This is a genomic window from Pseudomonas sp. AF32 (genome assembly GCF_022342325.2).
Taxonomy (GTDB): domain Bacteria; phylum Pseudomonadota; class Gammaproteobacteria; order Pseudomonadales; family Pseudomonadaceae; genus Aquipseudomonas; species Aquipseudomonas uvaldensis.
In genome coordinates this window covers 1-16,711 of sequence record NZ_RQJK02000007.1, presented here as the reverse complement: position 1 = coordinate 16,711, position 16,711 = coordinate 1, and the positions used below count along the sequence as shown (strand labels likewise).

The window sequence follows — 16,711 nt, the reverse complement described above, 5'->3', positions numbered from 1 at the left end:
GGCGGCTGTCACGCCGCAATCGCGAGCAGGCTCGCTCCCACAAAGAGTGGAGACCGATCGCCAATGCCATGTTCATCCCGCGCCTCTTGTGGGAGCGAGCCTGCTCGCGATGAGGCCGGCAGACCCAACACAAATACCAGGGTTCAGTTGCGCGGGAAGTCTTCCAGCTCCAGCAAGGTTTCAATCCGCGTCGGACTGAAGGGCGGACGCGGCACCGGCGGTGTCCAGCCCAGCAGATGTTCCAGCGCCGCGCCGCAGACCCGGCCCTGGCACGCGCCCATGCCGCAGCGGCTCGCCAGTTTCGCTTCGCGCCAGTTCGGATGTCCGGTCAGTTCGCCATAGGCCACATCTTCGCAGCGGCAGACCAGGGTGTCGGCGCGGACCAGGTTTTTGAGCCGTGCATCGAGGGCGAACGTCTTGTTCAACTTCCTGGCGAAAACCTGCCAATGTGCACGACGCGACCACAGGCGTCGGGCGGCGGCCGTATCATCGACCGCCGCGTGTCCGGCGATGGCACCTTCCACAAGCGCCAGTTCGCTTCCACCGAAACCGGTGCATTCGCCGGCGGCGTAATGGCCGGGGCGGGTGGTCGCCTGCCAGCTATCCACCGCCAGGGCGTTGCCTGCCAACTCACAGCCCAGGGCCTGGCCGAGCTGGGTATTGGGGATGAGGCCGAAGCCGCAGGCCAATCGGTCGCAGGCCAGCTCGATGGGCTTGCCGTGTTGCAGCAGGCGCACGCCTTCGAGTCGTTCGTCCCCGTAGGCTTGCACCACATGGGTGTCGGTGCGGTAGTGGCCGTCGAACAAGCTGAACGCCTGCACGAACTTGCCTGGCCAGCGCGGCAATTGCGCGGCGAAACCGGCCACCGCAGCGCGACCGGCCTGCTCGGCGATCCGCAACACTTGCGCACCTTGGTGCCGCGCCGTGGCGGCGCTGGCCAGCAACAAGGGCCCGCTGCCGGCGATCACCAACCGTTCGCCGCGTACCGGCAGGCCGCCCTTGATCAATGCCTGCAAGCCGCCGGCACCGGTCACGCCGGGCAGCGTCCAGCCGGGGAAGGGCAGCAGCAGTTCACGGGCGCCGGTGCACAGGATCAAGCGCTCGTAGCGGATCTGCCAGCCATGTTCGGCGTCCTCAACCAGCAATGTCTGCTCGGCTGCGCGAGCAATCACGCGGGTGCCCGGATGGCAGCGCACGTTGGTGCAGGCGAGCAGCCGTTCGCGCAGGCGTCGTGCCTCGGTGGGCAGGTTGGCTTGGGGGCCGTCGCGCCAGATCTGTCCGCCCGGCAGAGGGTTGTCGTCCAACAGCACAATGGATGCGCCACTGCTCGCCGCGGCGAGGGCAGCGGCCATGCCGGCGGGGCCGGCACCGATGATCAGCAGGTCGGTGGTTTCGTTCATGGTCGGGTCTGCACTTGCATGCCGTCTCGGCACACTGTCTGGCATGCCAGGCGCCGCTGGCCGTCGATCATTACCCTGCATTCCTGGCAGATGCCCATGCCGCACAAGGGCGCCCGCCGCTGGCCGCTGACCGAAGTGCGGCTGCTGCCGTCTGAGCCCAGTGCCAGGGCGGCGGCGACGCTGGTGCCGCTGGCGACTGACAATGGTTGACCATCCAGGAATAATTCAGGCACGGGCCGGCTCTCCGAGGAAACGTTTGGGCAGGTAAGGCTCCGGAGCCAGCGGTGACTTTTCGTTGAACAGTTGGGCGACCAGCAGATCGGCCGTCGCCGGTGCCGTGGTGACGCCCAATCCTTCGTGCCCCACCGCCAGCCACAACCCCTTGCGCTGCGGATGCTGACCTACCAACGGCAGGCCGTCGGGGCTGGCGGCGCGCAAACCGGTCCAGGCGCGAATGCCGTTGAGGTGCGCCAGCCCCGGCATGTACTCGACGGCGCGCTTGAGCATTTTCGCCAGCATCCAGCCTTCCACCTGCGGATCGACGGTGCCGAACTGCCGCGAGGCGCCGATGAACAATTGCCCGGTCGGGCGTGGCTGGATGTTGCACGCCACCGAGGGACCGCTGGCGTTGTGGGCGCTGGTGACGTAACCCAGCTCCACCAGGGTATGGGTGACGGTGGCGGGGTAGCGATCGGTGATCAGCAGATGGCCCTTTTTCGGTTCGATGGGCAGCTCCGGGCATAACTCGGTGGCCTGGATGCCATTGGCGAGGATCACCGCCTCGGCGCTCAGCCAGCGACCATCGTCCAGGCGCACCCGGTGGCCATCCACTTCGCTGACCTGCGCCCGTTGCTGGCGGATACCCGGTAAGTCCAGCATCCAGCGAGCGGCGGCTGGCGCGTAGAGGATGCCGTCGCCCTTGATCAGCACCCCGCCTTCGAGGCCTTCGCGCAGTTCGGGCTCGCGCTGGCGCAGGGCTACCTGGCCGATCAGCTCGCAGGCTTCGCCATGGGCCGAAAGATTCAGGTATTTGTCGTGGGCGACCGCCATTTCTTCTGCGTTGGCGGCCAGCCACAAGGTGCCGTTGTTACGCATGGCGCAGGGCTCGGGCAGCAGTCGGGCGAGCTCGCGCCAACGTTGCAGGGAGTATTGGGTCAGGGCCCGTTCCGCCGGGTTGTCATCCAGCACCAGCAGGTGGCCCATGCCGGCCGCTGTGGCGCCCTGCCAGCCGGCGTCCAGCACCAACACTTCCAGGCCGCGCCGGGCCAATCCCCTGGCGCACGCCGCGCCGATGATGCCGGCACCGATGACGATCACGTCGGCGACAGGCGCTTCGCTCACGGACGGATGCCCCAGGCGAACGGATCATCCGGCTCGATGATCAGCGAGGCTTCGCTACTGATGAACGCGCGACCGCGAATGGTCGGCACGATGCGCTCGCCCGCCGGTTCGTAGGAACCTTCGAACTCGCTGCCAATGACACTCGCCTGGCGCCAGATCTGTCCGGGTTGCAACTTGCCGTCCGCCGCCAGACACGCCAATTTGGCGCTGGTGCCGGTGCCGCAGGGGGAGCGGTCATAGGCTTTGCCGGGGCAGAGCACGAAGTTGCGGCTGTCGGCGTGCGGGTCTTCGGCGAACAGTTCGATGTGGTCGATCAGGCCGCCGTCTTCGCCGCGAAAGCCTTGCTGCTCCAGGGCCTGTTGCACGGCGAAGGTGTAGGCGGTCAACGCGTCGAGATTGTCGCCCGCCACGCGCTGGCCATGGTCGGCGATCAGGAAAAACCAGTTACCGCCCCAGGCTACGTCACCCACCACCGGGCCGATGCCAGGCACTTCCACGCTCAGTGCCTTGCGGTAACGGTAGGCCGGTACGTTGCGCACGCTGACCGAGCGATCTTCGTGCAAGGTCGCCTGGACGGTGCCCACCGGGGTTTCAATAGCGTGCACGCCGGGGCCGATCCGGCCCAAGTGGGCCAGGGACGCCACCAGGCCGATGGTGCCGTGACCGCACATGCCCAGGTAGCCACTGTTGTTGAAAAAGATCACCCCGGCACAGGCCTTCGGGTCCACCGGTTCACAGAGCAGCGCGCCTACCAGCACGTCACTGCCGCGGGGTTCCAGCACGCAGGCCGTGCGCCAGGCATCGTGCTCCTCGGCCAGCCGATGCCTGCGCTCGGCCATGCTGCCCCGGCCCAGGTCGGGAAAGCCGTCGATGACCAGGCGAGTCGGCTCGCCGCCGGTATGGGAATCGATGACGGTAATGCGTTTCATGGGCAAGCCGCTCCCGTTCGGATGAGTGAACGCAAGCGTGGCCCGTACCGAGGGTCGGCGGCTTGATGGTTTTATCCGGTGCTCATGACGAAATCGGCACAGCCGCGATACCCACAAGATCCAGCTACACAGGGGGTGTTGGGGTGGGCTCAATGACTGGACGGCAGGAACTCGAACAAGGTCTTGCAAACCCCGGCGATGTGCTCGTCCAGCAACCGCACCGCCCGGTCCACATCCCTGGCGCGGCAGGCGTCGACGATTTCCCGGTGTTCATGATCGGCGCGTTCCTTGCCGGCCGACAGGCTCATCTGCATGCGCAGGTAGCGCTCCAGCTTGTCGTGGACCGAGCGGATCAGGCTGACCATGAAGGGCCGTTGCGCCGGCTCGTACAGGCAGGCGTGCAACTGCCAGTTGAGCTCGGCCCAGCGTCCCACGTCGTCCTCGCCGATGAACTCGCGGCAGATGGCCTCGGCACGGGTGAAGGTGTCCTCGGTCATGTTCGGAATCGCCAGGCGCAGCACTTTGTCTTCGAGCAGCATCCGCACCTCGAACATCTGCGCCAGCTCCGCTTCGGAAATGCGCGTGACCATCGCCCCGCGATTACGCTGGAACATCACCAGGCCTTCGGCCTCCAGCCGCTTGAGGGCTTCGCGCACGGGGATCTTGCTGACATTGAACTGACGGGCAATGTCGTCCTGGCGAATCCGCTCGTCCTCGGCAAAATGCCCGGCCACGATGGCGTCGCGCAGGTGGCGGGTGATGATTTCCGACGTGGAGGGGGTGTTGCCCAGGTCAGGCAGGTTGAATTTGGATAGAGTCACGGCGACGAGTCGGCTGGCTGAGATGGGGATATGGTATACGACTTGGCAGAAGGGGTGTCGAGCTGTCCTGGATCCTGGTGTCACCCCTCCACATAGGTGAAAAACTTGTGGCGAGGGGATTTATCCCCGTTGGGCTGCGAAGCGGCCCTGAAACCAGGCAACGCGTGGTGTCAGTTGCTCCAGGGGCCGCTTCGCGCCCCAGCGGGGATAAATCCCCTCGCCACAGGAGTTATCCATGCCACAGGAGTTATCCATGCCACAGGAGTCATCCATGCCACAGAGTTATCCATGGGACATGTGGGTTACGTATGCTTCTGTCCGAACAATGACTAATCCCGTGACCAACGCACCCAAGGACAACGCCACCCCGAACAGGACCAACGCCACATCAGCGCCGAAATGGTCCGCCAACACCCCGGTCACCACCACCGGAATGCTGAACCCGACGTAGGCGAACAGAAAGAATCCGGCGCTGCCCCGGGCTTTTTCCGCCCCTGCCAGGGCCGTGATCGCCGACAACCCACCCAGGTATAGAAAGCCGTAGCACGCGCTGCTGGCCCCCAGCGCTCCCAGCAGTACCGCGCAGAGAGATCCCTGGCTGGCTCCCCAGGCCAACAACCCGTAACTCAAGGGCAAGACCAACAAGCCCAATCCGGTGGCGCGGGCCGGTTGCATCCGTCGTACCCAGGGCTGGAAGAGCAAGCCGCAACTGATGACCGTGAAGGTCGAGAGCCCTGACCAGCGCTGTAGATCGTGGGTGGCCAGTACCGAGGGCAGGATGGCGATCACCAGGCCCGAGGTGGCCCAGGCCAGCAGCATCGAAAAGCTATAGGGCAGGCTGCCGGCCGGAAACAGTGGCGGGCGCAACAGGGGGGCGTGGCGGGTCTTCGGCGCGGGGTCCGGCAGTCGTGAAACCACGGCCATTGCGATAGCGGCCAATCCCAATTGCAACCAGAAGCTGCCCGGCACGACGCTGGGATACACCAGCAGGAACAGGCTGGTCAGCGCTGCGCCAAGACCAAAGCCCAGGGACGTGCTGGCCGTGACCCGATTGGCGCAGGCACGGGAATCGCCGTTTGCCAGCAGTTCGCTCATATAGGCCGTCGATGTCGCCGAGGCCAATCCCGTGCCCAGCCCCATCATCAATCTTGCCAGGCCCAGCGCGACCAGGTTCGGCCAGAGCAAGGTCATCACCGTCGCCACCATCGACAGACCCAGCGCTATCAGTATCAAGGGTTTGCGTCCCACCCGGTCAGGCAGTCCACCGAAGGCGAGCAGGACGGGCAACACCCCCAGCACATAACACGAAAACGCCACCGCCGTAGCGCCGGCGCCATAGCCGGAGGCTTGTGCGTAGGTGGTATAGAGCGGGGCTTGCAGGTTGACTGCGAGGGTGATCAGGCAGAGACCGAAAGCCAGTCCCCACGCGTGCCGGTGTTGTGTGTTCAAAGTGTTTCCTGAAGGTGAGGGCGTTTGGGCGACTATCACGTCCGGGCTTCACACGGACAAGGAACACATCCGGACCATTTGTGTTTAACTGTTCGCTAAAAAATCGAGAACACCTCGCCAAGAGCGCCGCCATGGACCTGAATATCGACCGCAACGCCGGGGTGCCCGTGATCCGGCAGCTCGAGACGCACCTCACAGGCTGGATAAACGCGCAGCGCATCCGTCCCGGCGCCCGGATGCCTTCCATCCGTTCCCTGGCGCAGGAAAATGGCGTGAGCCTGTCGTCGGTCATCAAGGCTTACGATCGGATGGTCGCCAGCGGCGTCCTGGAGTCCCGCCATGGCTCGGGCTTTTTCGTGGCACAGCAGCGTTCCTGCCCGACGGAACCGGACGTTGAGACCGGCGATGGCCCATGGTCGTTGTTCGATAATGCGTCGACGCAGCTCAAGCTGGGGTGTGGCTGGCTGCCGGATGCCTGGCGCGACGACACCGACCTGGGCCAGGCGATCCGCCAGGTGGTGCGCAGTGACAGCCAGGCCCTGTTCAACTACAGCACCCCGCTGGGTTTCGCCCACTTACGCCAGCACATTCAAAAACGCCTGGGCCTGATTGATATCCACGTCGATCCCCGGCAGATCATCACCACCCAAGGAGCGAGCCACGGCCTTGACCTGTTGGTGCGCACGCTGCTCAAGCCCGGTGATCTGGTGCTGGTGGAGAGCCCCGGTTATTACAACCTGTTCAATCTGCTGAAGCTGCACGGTGTCAGGACCCTGGCGGTTCCCAGGACCGCCGAGGGCCCTGATATCGAAAGCCTGGAGCGGTTGCTGGCGCGGCACAAACCCTCTTGTTTCTTCATCAACAGCATGTACCAGAACCCCACCGGCACCAGCCTGACACCAAGCGTGGCCTATCGGTTGTTGCAACTGGCGACCCAGCATGATTTGCGCCTCATCGAGGACGACATCTACGCGGACTTCCAGAACGGCGCGACGACTCGCCTGGCCGCGCTCGATGGACTGGATCGGGTGATCTACCTCGCGAGTTTTTCCAAGACGCTTTCCAGTTCATTGCGCATCGGTTATGTCGTCGCCCCACCCGACATCATCCAGCGCCTGGCCGAGGTGAAGATGGTGACCGGCATCGGTTGCTCGCTGCTGGCGGAAAATGTCGTGGCGACCCTGTTGGCCAACGGGGCTTATCGCAAGCTGCTGCAACGCTTGCGCCAGCGCCTGAACAAACAGATGGCGAGTACGCTTCGCCTGCTGGACAAGGGCCATTGGGAGGTGTTCGCCGAGCCGACAGGAGGGCTGTTCGTCTGGGCCCGGCCTCGGCATCTGGAGAACGGGCAGGTGCAGCAGATTGCGCGTGAAACGCAGGTCCAGCTGTCCAACGGCGCCCGCTTCATGCCGGCGGGGGAGGCGTGCGACTGGTTGCGGCTGAATGTGGCGTACGTCCAGGATGTTCGCGCACAAAGGTTTTTTCAGCGGGTAGAGGAGGAGTCATTTTGCTCCCACAGACTGGAGCGATCAGAAAGATACTAATGGGAATAGATATCAAACAGGAATGAGTTGCTGTATCTTCCGCGACACATTCTTGTCGGCCTCAGGTGGCCGGTGTTCTGTCATTAGGATTGTGCATCGATGCGTCGGATTCTCGTTTCACTGTGTGTGCTTCAGGCTTATTCCTTATCCTCCTGGGCAGAGGAGCCCGTCGCGGCCAGCCCGGCAACCCTGGAACTGCAAGCCACCGACGTCGTCGGGCGTGCTGATGACGAGACTGCAAAAGGTCCGGTGAAGGGCTACCACGCCACCCGTTCCGCCAGCGCAACCCGCACCGATACGGCGATCCACGAAACGCCGCAATCCATTTCCGTGGTGTCCCGTGATGTGGTTGAAGACCTCGGCGCCACGCGCTTGCAGGATGCTCTCGATTACGCGGGCGGGGTGGGGCGGGCCAACAACTTCGGGGGCCAGGGCCTGACCACGTTCACGGTGCGCGGTTTCACCACCGGTGAGTTCTACCGCAACGGCTTCCCGATCAACCGTGGTTACCCGAACATGCCCGACGCCAACACCATCGAGCGGCTGGAGGTACTGCGCGGCCCGGCGACGATGCTGTATGGCCGTGGCGACCCGGGCGGGACATTCAACGTGGTGTCCAAACAACCATTGGCCGAGCGCACGGTGACGCTGGGCAGTCAGGTCAATGACCAGGGGATGCGTCGAGGTACCCTGGACGCCTCCGGGCCGCTGGACGAAGAGGGCCGCCTGGCTTACCGGCTGAACGTGATAGGCGAGGGCGGCGACACCTTCCGCGATCACGTCGAAACCGAGCGCTATGGCGTCGCGCCCGTGGTCACCTGGCAGCTCAACGACACCACGCGCCTGACCTTCGAAGGCGATTTCATGCGCAACAATGCGCCGCTGGACCGTGGCCTGACCCATTACCCCGGCCAACGCGGCACCGCCTCGCGCGATACCTTCTTCGGCGAAAAAGACGCCGGCAAGCTGCACAACGACAACAATATGTTGCAGGTGCGCTTCGAACACATGCTCAACGACGACTGGACCCTGGCCGGCGGCACCCAGTGGCTCGACGGCACCTTGCAGGGCAACGCGGTGGAAGGCAACGGCATCGCTGCCGACGGGCGTACCCTGGGGCGCAACTTCAACTATCGCAAGCTGGAATGGACCGACCGGGACACCCAGCTCAACCTCACCGGGCACTTCTCCACTGGCGGGTTCGAGCATACGTTGCTGACGGGTATCGAGTACGAGGACTACGACTATAAGTCCATTATTCAACGCTCGGCGGCCGGTGCTGGTGCCTACCCGATCGATATCTTCGATCCGGTGTATGGCCAGCCTCGCCCGGCGTTGACGCGAACGCCGACCAACGACCACGAAAAGCTCAAGACACTGGGTGTGTTCGTCCAGGACCAGGTGGCGCTCACCGAGCGGTTGAAAGTATTGGCCGGTGCACGTTTCGAGCGGTTCGAGCACGAGTACGAGAATTTCACTACCAAGAACGGGGACTGGGACGCCAGCCATAACGCAACCACTCCGCGTCTGGGCGTGATCTATGACCTGACCGACACCGTGGCGATCTACGCGAACACCGCCCGCTCTTTCAAACCCAACACCGGTCGTAGTCGCCAGGGCGGAGGATTCAAACCGGAAGAGGGCAAGTCCTACGAAATGGGTGTTAAGTGGGAGGTTCTGGACCGTCAGCTGAGCGTCGATGCAGCGGTGTATCAGATCGAAAAACGTAACGTGTTGACCACTGATCCGGTGGATTCCACGTTCAGCGTGGCGGCCGGTGAAGTGCGCAGCCGTGGTTTCGACTTGAACGTGGCCGGCAATCTGACACCGGAGTGGCGCGTGATCGGGGGCTACGCCTACGTCGATGCCGAAGTGACCAAGGACAGCAGAGTTCCGTCCGGTACCCGTCTGCTCAACGTTCCCGAGCACAGCTTCAGCCTGCTCAACGTCTATGAGTTCCAGGACGGCGGCCTCAAGGGCCTGGGCCTGGGGATGGGCGCTCGCTATGTCGATGAGCGGGCCGGCCAGACCGCAGCGAATGCGTTCTCCATGGACAGCTACACCGTCGTCGACCTGCTGGGTTTCTACAAGGTCAACGAACGGATTCGTCTGAATCTGGATCTGAAGAACCTGTTCGACGCTGACTACGAAGAAGGCGCCTTCGGCAACGTCTACGCTTATCCCTGCGCACCGCGAACCGTGCAGGCCGGCATCTCCTACACGCTCTGAATCTTCGTGAGAACCCCGGAGGACCTGCCTCCGGGGTTTTTCTTTTTTTACCACTTGCCGGTGCTCATCCCGCCATCCACCGGCAAGACCGCGCCAGTTGTGAAGTCGGCACCCGCCAGGTACAGCACGGCTTCGGCGATTTCCTCGATGGTGCCCACGCGTCCGGCCGGGGCCAGGTTGTTGAGGAAGTCGCGATGGGCCGGGTCGTGCATGGGCGTGTCGATGATGCCGGGCGCCACCGCGTTGACCTTGATGTGGTGGGGTGACAGTTCCAGCGCCAGGGCGCGGGTCATCTGGTTGACGCCGCCCTTGATCAACACCGGCAGCGCGGCAGGCACCTGGATGTTCGGTTGCAGGGCCACGGCCGCCGAGATGTTGATGATGAACCCCTGCTGCCGGCCGATCATGTGCGCGGCTGCTGCCTGGCTGGCGTAGACGAGCCCCTTGAGGTTGGTGTCGAGCAGCGCTTCCAGGTCCTGGGGGCTGTACTCGACGAAGGGCTTGGGCAGGAAGAAGCCGGCGTTATTCACCAACCCGTCAACGGCACCGAACGTCTCGATGGCTTTGGTGATGAGCGCAGTGGAGGTAGCCGGAGCGGCGATATCGCCCGCCACGCCGATGAAACCGGCCGGGTGGCCGAGTTGGGCGGCAGCGTCATCGAGGCCGGACTGGGAGCGGGCATTGCCCACCACGTTGTAACCCTTGTCCAGAAACGCCTTGACCAGACCCAGGCCGATGCCGCTGGAAGCGCCGGTGATGATGACGGTTTTTTTGCTGCTCATGATGTGACTCCTGATCGTTGAATTGAACCGTTGTGCCGGTATGGCGGCGGTTGGGATCAGATTATTGTTGCGCCAGGGTTTGATAAATGGGGGCTCTGGTACTTGAGTTGATACGTGGTGTAATCAATTAAATAAGCCACACCACGACCCCCTGTGGGAGCGAGCCCTGCTCGCGATGGCGGCGTGTCATTCGACGCAACTTTGACTGATCCTCCGCTATCGCGAGCAGGGCTCGCTCCCACGGGGGGGTGCAGAACCAATGAAAAAGCCCGGTCACTTGGACCGGGCTCAGCAGGGCAAAACCACTCATCACTCTTTTGGAAGACTTCGATACGCCGTCGTCGTCATCCCCGCATACCCCCAGTTATCCGTGTCGACTTCCTCAATCACGATATGGGTCAGGTGCGGGTCCTTGCCCAGCACGCGCTGGAGGGTTTCGGTGATTTCCGAGATCACTTGGGCTTTTTGTTCGCGGGTCACGCCATCGCGGGTGATGCGTACGTTGACGAAAGGCATATTGCACTCCTGCTGGTGAGAAATGAGCGCAGGAAGATTCCCGCGCAACCGAAGGCCACTGTATTTATACGCCCCGGACTGATAAACAGGTATCTGGAATATTCAGTTGATACGCGGTGTAACGAATCATGAAACGGCACTTCGAAGACTTACAGCTGGGCAGCATCGAACTGTTTTGCCTGGCGGCCGAGGCGGGCAGCTTTACGGCGGCGGCCCAGGTGGCGGGCGTGACGCCGGCGGCGGTCAGTCGCTCGATCTTCCGGCTGGAGGAGCGCCTGGGCTCGCGTCTTTTCGTGCGGACCACGCGCAGTATCCGGTTGACCGAAGCCGGCAGGACCTACTTCGAACAATGCCGACAGGCCCTGACGCAACTGGTCGAGGCGCAACAGGAAGTGATGGGCGCGCAATCGGTGCCGTCCGGACAACTGCGCATCAGTCTGCCCACCACCTACGGTCACCACCGGATCCTGCCGCTGTTGCCTGCCTTCCGCGCGCGGTATCCGCAGGTCAGCGTGGACATTCATTTGAGCAACCGAAACATCGACTTCGTCGCAGAAGGTTATGACCTGGCGATCCGGGTGCGGGCCCAGCCGGACTCGTCGATGATCGCCCGGTTGCTGGAGGATGCCCGACTGGTCGTGGTCGCGTCCCCGGATTATCTGCGCACGGCGGCCACGCCGCAGACCCTGGAAGACCTAGACGATCACGAATGCATACAGTTCGAATTGCCCAGCAGTGGACGGCGGATTTCCTGGCTGTTCAATGTGGAAGGCAAGGAAAGGGAAGTGTTCGCTCAAGGCCGCTATAGCTGTTCGGATGACGTGCTGGGTGGCGTGACGCTGGCCAAATATGGGGCGGGGCTGTTCCAGACTTACCGCTTCATCGTCGAAAGGGAGCTGGCGGACGGCAGCCTGGTGGAGGTGCTGCAACCGTACAGCGGTCGGTCACGTCCCTTTACTCTGCTGTACCCCCATGGTCGGTACGTGCCGCAACGGGTGCGTGCGTTCGTGGATTTCCTGTTGGAATACCGGCAACAGCGGGTTAACGCCTGAGGTAAACCTGTGGCGAGGGGATTTATCCCCGTTGGACTGCGAAGCAGTCCCAAAACCTGCAACGCGTTCAATCTGAACATTGCGCACTGCCAGATCAGGGCTGCTTCGCAGCCCAACGGGGATAAATCCCCTCGCCACAATGGATTACAACGGTATCAAAGGGCTTCAGGTTTTTCAGGCCAAGCCGCGCTCAGAACCGAAATGCCTGACGCCCGATCAGCAGCCACTTGCCATCCTTCTGCTTCTGCCAGATCTGGAAGTTCTCGATTTCCGTCGGGACCACTTCGGTGCCCTTGAACGCTTGGGCCGAGAAGTGGTTACGCACCAGGGCGGTGTCGCCGGACAGGGTGATTTTCTGATTCTTCATTTCCAGGGTCTTGAACGCGCTCTTACCGGTTTCGATATCGGCAATGAAGGCTTTCTTGTCCTGGATGTTGCCGCTGGAGTGGCCGTACGTGAGGTTTTCGGAAGCCAGGGCCTGGAGCTGAGGGATGTCTTTGTGAAGCATGGCCTGGGTCAGGTGATCGACCGCTTCAGCCACTTCTTTCTCGGCTGTGCCAGGGGCTGCGGCGACGTAACCGCTGAACAGGCAAACGAAACCCATCAGCAATTTGGCTTTTCTCATGATCTTTCCTTGTTTTTGTAGTTGTCGGGGCAAAAGAGCGGGCGATGATCGCCTATGCTCGTCGGTCATCGTACAACTTGTTTGTGGCGACGGGAATAGCCCAAGGCCGTAGTTGATCTCACATCCCTTCGCGAACCGCCCCGCGGATCCCGTCCAGCAACATGGTGAACGCCGGATTGTCGTTGTCCTCGCGCCACACCAGGTGCAATTCGCTCTGCACCCCTTCACCCAGGTCGATCTCGCGGAACACCACTTGCTTGAACACCACGCTGGTGGCACACCGGGGCACCAGCGCCAGGCCCATGCCGGCGTTGACCAGCGCCAGGATCGTCAACGATGACCCCAGCCATTGCACGAATTGCGGCGCGACCCGCGCCGAGCGGAGCATGCCGGTGAGCAATTCGTTGAAGGGCGGGTAGGCGGAATGGGAGTACATGAGGAAGGGTTGAGCATCGAGGTCCTGCACATTGACGGATTCAGCGCGGGCCAGCGGATGGCCAGCGGGCACTGCCAGGACGAAGGGTTCGCGCACCAGGCATTCGGTAGCGTAGCCGGTCTCCAGCAGCGGTGAGCGGACGATCCCGAGGTCGATGCGGCGGGCGCGCAGAGCCTCGTGTTGCTGGTAGGTGTTCATCTCCGACAGGACGATCTTCACCTGGGGCTGCTTCAGCCGGGCCTCGGCAATCACTTTGGGCAGAAATTCATACACCGCGCTGCCGACAAAGCTGATGGTGACCGAGCCGATGTCGCCTTGGGCGAATCGCCGCGCGGCCACGGCGGCCTGTTGTGCCTGCTCCAACAGGTTCTGCGCTTCGATGAAGAATGCCCGACCGGCTGCCGTAAGGGCCACGCTGCGGGTGCTGCGGGTGAACAGCTCGACGCCCAGGTGATGTTCGAGCAATTGGATCTGCCGGCTCAGCGGTGGCTGGGTCATGTTCAACCGTTCGGCGGCGCGACGAAAATTCAGTTCAGTCGCCACGGTGGTAAAGCAGCGCAGTTGGGCCAGTTCGAACATTGATTCAATCCGAGTATCAATCAAGTGCCAAGTTAGATTAGACGGGAACAATGTGCCCCGTCCATCATCGAGCCGTTCCCCACAAAAACAATGATTGGGAGGCTCCCTTGAGTAACGTATCGGACTCCACGCATGACAGCACCCTGGCGCTTGCCGCCGCCAAGGTCAAACGTCATGTCCTGCCCCTGGTGGTGGTGATGTTCATCGTCAACTACATCGACCGGGTCAACATCGGCTTCGTGCGCAGCCATCTGGAAACCGACCTGGGCATCGGTGCCGCCGCCTACGGCCTGGGCGCCGGGCTGTTCTTTGTCGGCTATGCGCTGTTCGAAGTGCCCTCCAACATGCTGCTGCAACGCTACGGCGCCCGTGCCTGGCTGACGCGGATCATGTTCACCTGGGGCGCGGCGGCGATGGCGATGGCCTTCGTGCGCGGCGAAACCAGTTTCTATGTGCTGCGTTTCATCCTCGGCGCGGCGGAGGCGGGCTTCTTTCCCGGCATCATCTACTACTTCACCCAATGGTTGCCCGCGAACGAACGCGGCAAGGCCATGGCGATTTTTCTCAGCGGTTCGGCGATTGCCTCGGTGATTTCCGGCCCGGTGTCGGGTGCCTTGTTGCATATCAGCGGCATGGGCCTGCATGGCTGGCAGTGGATGTTCCTGATCGAAGGATTTGCCTCCATCGTGCTGTGCGGGTTTGTCTGGTTCTGGCTGCAATCGCACCCCAGCCAGGCCAGATGGCTGACGGCCGAAGAGAAGACCGTGCTGATCGCCGCCATTGCCGAGGAGCAACGGGCCAGGGAAGCCGCCCAGGTGATCAAGCCGTCGATGTTCAAGCTGTTGGCCGACCGCCAGATCGCATTGTTCTGCTTCATCTATTTTTCCATCGCCTTGACCATCTACGGCGCCACGTTCTGGCTGCCCAGCATGATCAAGAAAATGGGCGGCCTGGGGGATTTCCAGGTCGGTCTGCTCAATTCCATCCCGTGGATCATTTCCATCGTGGCGATGTACGGCTTCGCCGCCCTGGCCAGTCGATGGAAATTCCAGCAGGCCTGGGTCGCCGTCACCCTGGTGATCGCGGCGTTCGGTATGTTCATGTCCACCACCGGCGGACCGGTGTTCGCCTTCGTCGCGATCTGCTTCGCGGCCATCGGTTTCAAGGCAGCGTCGGCGTTGTTCTGGCCCATCCCGCAGGGCTATCTGGATGCCCGTATCGCCGCCGCGGTGATTGCCTTGATCAACTCCATCGGCAACCTCGGCGGTTTTGTCGCCCCCACGGCGTTCGGTTTCCTGGAACAGACCACCGGCTCCATCGAGGGCGGTTTGTACGGGCTGGCGATCACCTCGCTGATCGCCGCCGTGGTGATCTTCTTCGCCCGGACCACGCCGCGGCGTGACACGCCCAATTCCTTGTCCGGTCGGCGCGAAACCGTCGAACCCACCGACCTGCCGGAAAAAAACCAAGCCCTGAACCCTGGCCCATCGGGAGCCGCTGTATGAAGATCAAACGCGTCACCGTCACACCCATTGCCTTTCGCGATCCGCCCTTGCTCAACGCCAGCGGCATCCACGAGCCGTTCGCACTGCGCTCGATCATCGAGATCGAGAGTGACAATGGCTACATCGGCCTGGGAGAGAGCTACGGCGATGCGCCGGCCCTGGCGATCCAGCAGCAACTGCAGAGCCAGTTGATTGGCCTGGACCCGTTCAACCTCAACCAGTTGCGAGCCATCGTTCAGGCCACCGTCGCCGCGCAGAGGCCGGCCAGTGTGGCCGGGGCGGAGCTGGCGCCGGGTTCCCATGCGAGCAAGGCGGTCAGCAATGCTTACTCAGCCTTTGAAGTGGCGTGCCTGGATCTCCAGGCCCGATACCTGAACGTACCGCTGGTGGATCTGCTGGGCGGGGCGATTCGCGACGAAGTGCCGTTCAGCGCCTATCTGTTTTTCAAGTACGCCGAACACATCGACTCGCCGTATCCGCCGGACAGCTGGGGTGAAGCCCTCGACGAGCAACAGATCGTCGCTCAGGCGCGGCGCATGATCCAGGACTATGGCTTCAAGAGCATCAAGCTCAAGGCCGGTGCCCTGGAACCGGAGCATGAGGTGGCGTGCATCAAGGCGTTGAAAAAGGCGTTTCCCGGCTACCCGCTGCGCATCGATCCGAATGCCAACTGGTCCCTGGAAACGTCCATCCGCATGGCCGAATTGCTGGGCGATGACCTCCAGTACTACGAAGACCCGACGCCGGGCCTGGAAGGCATGGCCCAATTGCACAAGCAAACCGGCCTGCCGCTGGCAACCAACATGGTGGTGACCGACTTCGACGAATTCCGCCGCAGCGTGGCGCTGAACAGCGTGCAGATTGTCCTGGCCGATCACCATTACTGGGGTGGGCTGCGCGATACCCAGGCCCTGGCGAAAATGTGCGCCACCTTTGGCCTGGGGGTATCGATGCATTCGAACTCGCACTTGGGCATCAGCCTCATGGCCATGGCCCATGTGGCCGCCGCCGTGCCGAACCTGGACTACGCCTGCGACACTCATTACCCGTGGCAGGAGCCGGATGAAGAAGTGATCCAGGGCGGCAAGCTGCCGATTGTCGACGGCTGCGTGAAAATCACCCGGGCGCCGGGCCTTGGGCTGGAGCTGGATCGCGATCAACTGGGCAAGCTGCACGACCAGTTCCTCAGCTGCGGCATCCGTCAGCGCGACGATGTGCGGCAGATGCAGCGTTACCGGCCGGATTGGAAAATCGTCAAACCGCGGTTCTGAGTTCAGGTCGAGGCGCCTGTCTGTTCACCACAGATTTTATGTTGGACACCCACCCTGTGGGAGCGAGCCCTGCTCGCGATTACGGTGGATCAGTCACATTTATATGAACTGACACACCGCCATCGCGAGCAGGGCTCGCTTGTATGGTAGGACTTGAAGGGAGGAGGAGGGACAAGGCTCGATTCTGACTGTTAGCCGCAGTACAGACTGTGGGAGATTTCGCCCCTCCTCC

At 62.7% G+C, this 16,711-nt stretch carries 15 protein-coding genes; 5 read left to right on the top strand and 10 right to left on the bottom strand.

The window, feature by feature from the left end; genetic code table 11:
* Positions 1-143: 143 nt before the first annotated feature.
* The 6 genes from EGM97_RS08635 to EGM97_RS08610 all read right to left on the bottom strand — a co-directional run bounded on the left by EGM97_RS08635 (position 144) and on the right by EGM97_RS08610 (position 5,940).
* The gene (locus EGM97_RS08635; protein WP_238963183.1) at positions 144-1,400 is read right to left on the bottom strand and encodes an NAD(P)/FAD-dependent oxidoreductase; all 1,257 of its coding nucleotides are present in this window, start codon (positions 1,398-1,400) and stop codon (positions 144-146) included.
* Positions 1,397-1,633, bottom strand: a complete 237-nt coding sequence (locus tag EGM97_RS08630) for a (2Fe-2S)-binding protein (protein WP_238963182.1) — start codon at positions 1,631-1,633, stop codon at positions 1,397-1,399. The genes EGM97_RS08635 and EGM97_RS08630 overlap by 4 nt, the downstream gene beginning before the upstream one ends.
* A complete protein-coding gene (locus EGM97_RS08625; protein WP_238963181.1) occupies positions 1,626-2,741 on the bottom strand; it encodes an NAD(P)/FAD-dependent oxidoreductase in 1,116 nt (371 codons plus the stop codon). The genes EGM97_RS08630 and EGM97_RS08625 overlap by 8 nt, the downstream gene beginning before the upstream one ends.
* Complete coding sequence (locus EGM97_RS08620; RefSeq protein WP_238963180.1) at positions 2,738-3,670, bottom strand: 4-hydroxyproline epimerase; 933 nt, start codon at positions 3,668-3,670, stop codon at positions 2,738-2,740. Before EGM97_RS08620 ends, EGM97_RS08625 begins: the two co-directional genes overlap by 4 nt.
* Before the next feature lie 149 nt (positions 3,671-3,819).
* Complete coding sequence (locus EGM97_RS08615) at positions 3,820-4,491, bottom strand: GntR family transcriptional regulator (protein ID WP_238963179.1); 672 nt, start codon at positions 4,489-4,491, stop codon at positions 3,820-3,822.
* A 282-nt stretch (positions 4,492-4,773) separates the two neighbouring features.
* Complete coding sequence (locus tag EGM97_RS08610; RefSeq protein ID WP_238963178.1) at positions 4,774-5,940, bottom strand: MFS transporter; 1,167 nt, start codon at positions 5,938-5,940, stop codon at positions 4,774-4,776.
* Positions 5,941-6,071: 131 nt separating this feature from the next.
* Between EGM97_RS08610 and EGM97_RS08605 the strand changes: the two genes are divergently transcribed.
* On the top strand, positions 6,072-7,484 hold the full coding sequence (locus tag EGM97_RS08605; RefSeq protein ID WP_238963177.1) for an aminotransferase-like domain-containing protein: 1,413 nt from the start codon (positions 6,072-6,074) through the stop codon (positions 7,482-7,484).
* Between the two features lie 99 nt (positions 7,485-7,583).
* Entirely contained in the window at positions 7,584-9,713 is a 2,130-nt protein-coding gene (locus EGM97_RS08600) for a TonB-dependent siderophore receptor (RefSeq protein ID WP_238963176.1), read from the top strand.
* Positions 9,714-9,760: 47 nt separating this feature from the next.
* Here EGM97_RS08600 and EGM97_RS08595 read toward each other — a convergent pair whose 3' ends face one another.
* Together EGM97_RS08595 and EGM97_RS08590 are read right to left on the bottom strand one after the other, a co-directional pair.
* Complete coding sequence (locus EGM97_RS08595) at positions 9,761-10,495, bottom strand: SDR family NAD(P)-dependent oxidoreductase (RefSeq protein ID WP_238963175.1); 735 nt, start codon at positions 10,493-10,495, stop codon at positions 9,761-9,763.
* A gap of 309 nt (positions 10,496-10,804) precedes the next feature.
* Positions 10,805-11,011 carry a tautomerase family protein gene (locus tag EGM97_RS08590; protein ID WP_013693518.1) on the bottom strand — a complete coding sequence of 69 codons (207 nt, stop codon included), beginning with the start codon at positions 11,009-11,011 and terminating at the stop codon, positions 10,805-10,807.
* A gap of 128 nt (positions 11,012-11,139) precedes the next feature.
* On the opposite strand from EGM97_RS08590, the gene EGM97_RS08585 reads away from it, so the two are divergent.
* A complete protein-coding gene (locus tag EGM97_RS08585) occupies positions 11,140-12,063 on the top strand; it encodes a LysR family transcriptional regulator (protein WP_238963174.1) in 924 nt (307 codons plus the stop codon).
* A gap of 190 nt (positions 12,064-12,253) precedes the next feature.
* Here the strand turns inward: EGM97_RS08585 and EGM97_RS08580 are convergent, their stop codons facing one another.
* Positions 12,254-12,688, bottom strand: coding sequence for a nuclear transport factor 2 family protein (locus EGM97_RS08580; protein ID WP_238963173.1), 435 nt, complete (start codon positions 12,686-12,688; stop codon positions 12,254-12,256).
* Between the two features lie 118 nt (positions 12,689-12,806).
* Positions 12,807-13,703, bottom strand: coding sequence for a LysR family transcriptional regulator (locus tag EGM97_RS08575; protein WP_238963172.1), 897 nt, complete (start codon positions 13,701-13,703; stop codon positions 12,807-12,809).
* A gap of 107 nt (positions 13,704-13,810) precedes the next feature.
* Between EGM97_RS08575 and EGM97_RS08570 the strand changes: the two genes are divergently transcribed.
* On the top strand, positions 13,811-15,208 hold the full coding sequence (locus EGM97_RS08570) for an MFS transporter (protein WP_238963171.1): 1,398 nt from the start codon (positions 13,811-13,813) through the stop codon (positions 15,206-15,208).
* Entirely contained in the window at positions 15,205-16,479 is a 1,275-nt protein-coding gene (locus EGM97_RS08565; RefSeq protein ID WP_238963170.1) for a glucarate dehydratase family protein, read from the top strand. The genes EGM97_RS08570 and EGM97_RS08565 overlap by 4 nt, the downstream gene beginning before the upstream one ends.
* Positions 16,480-16,711 lie beyond the last annotated feature (232 nt).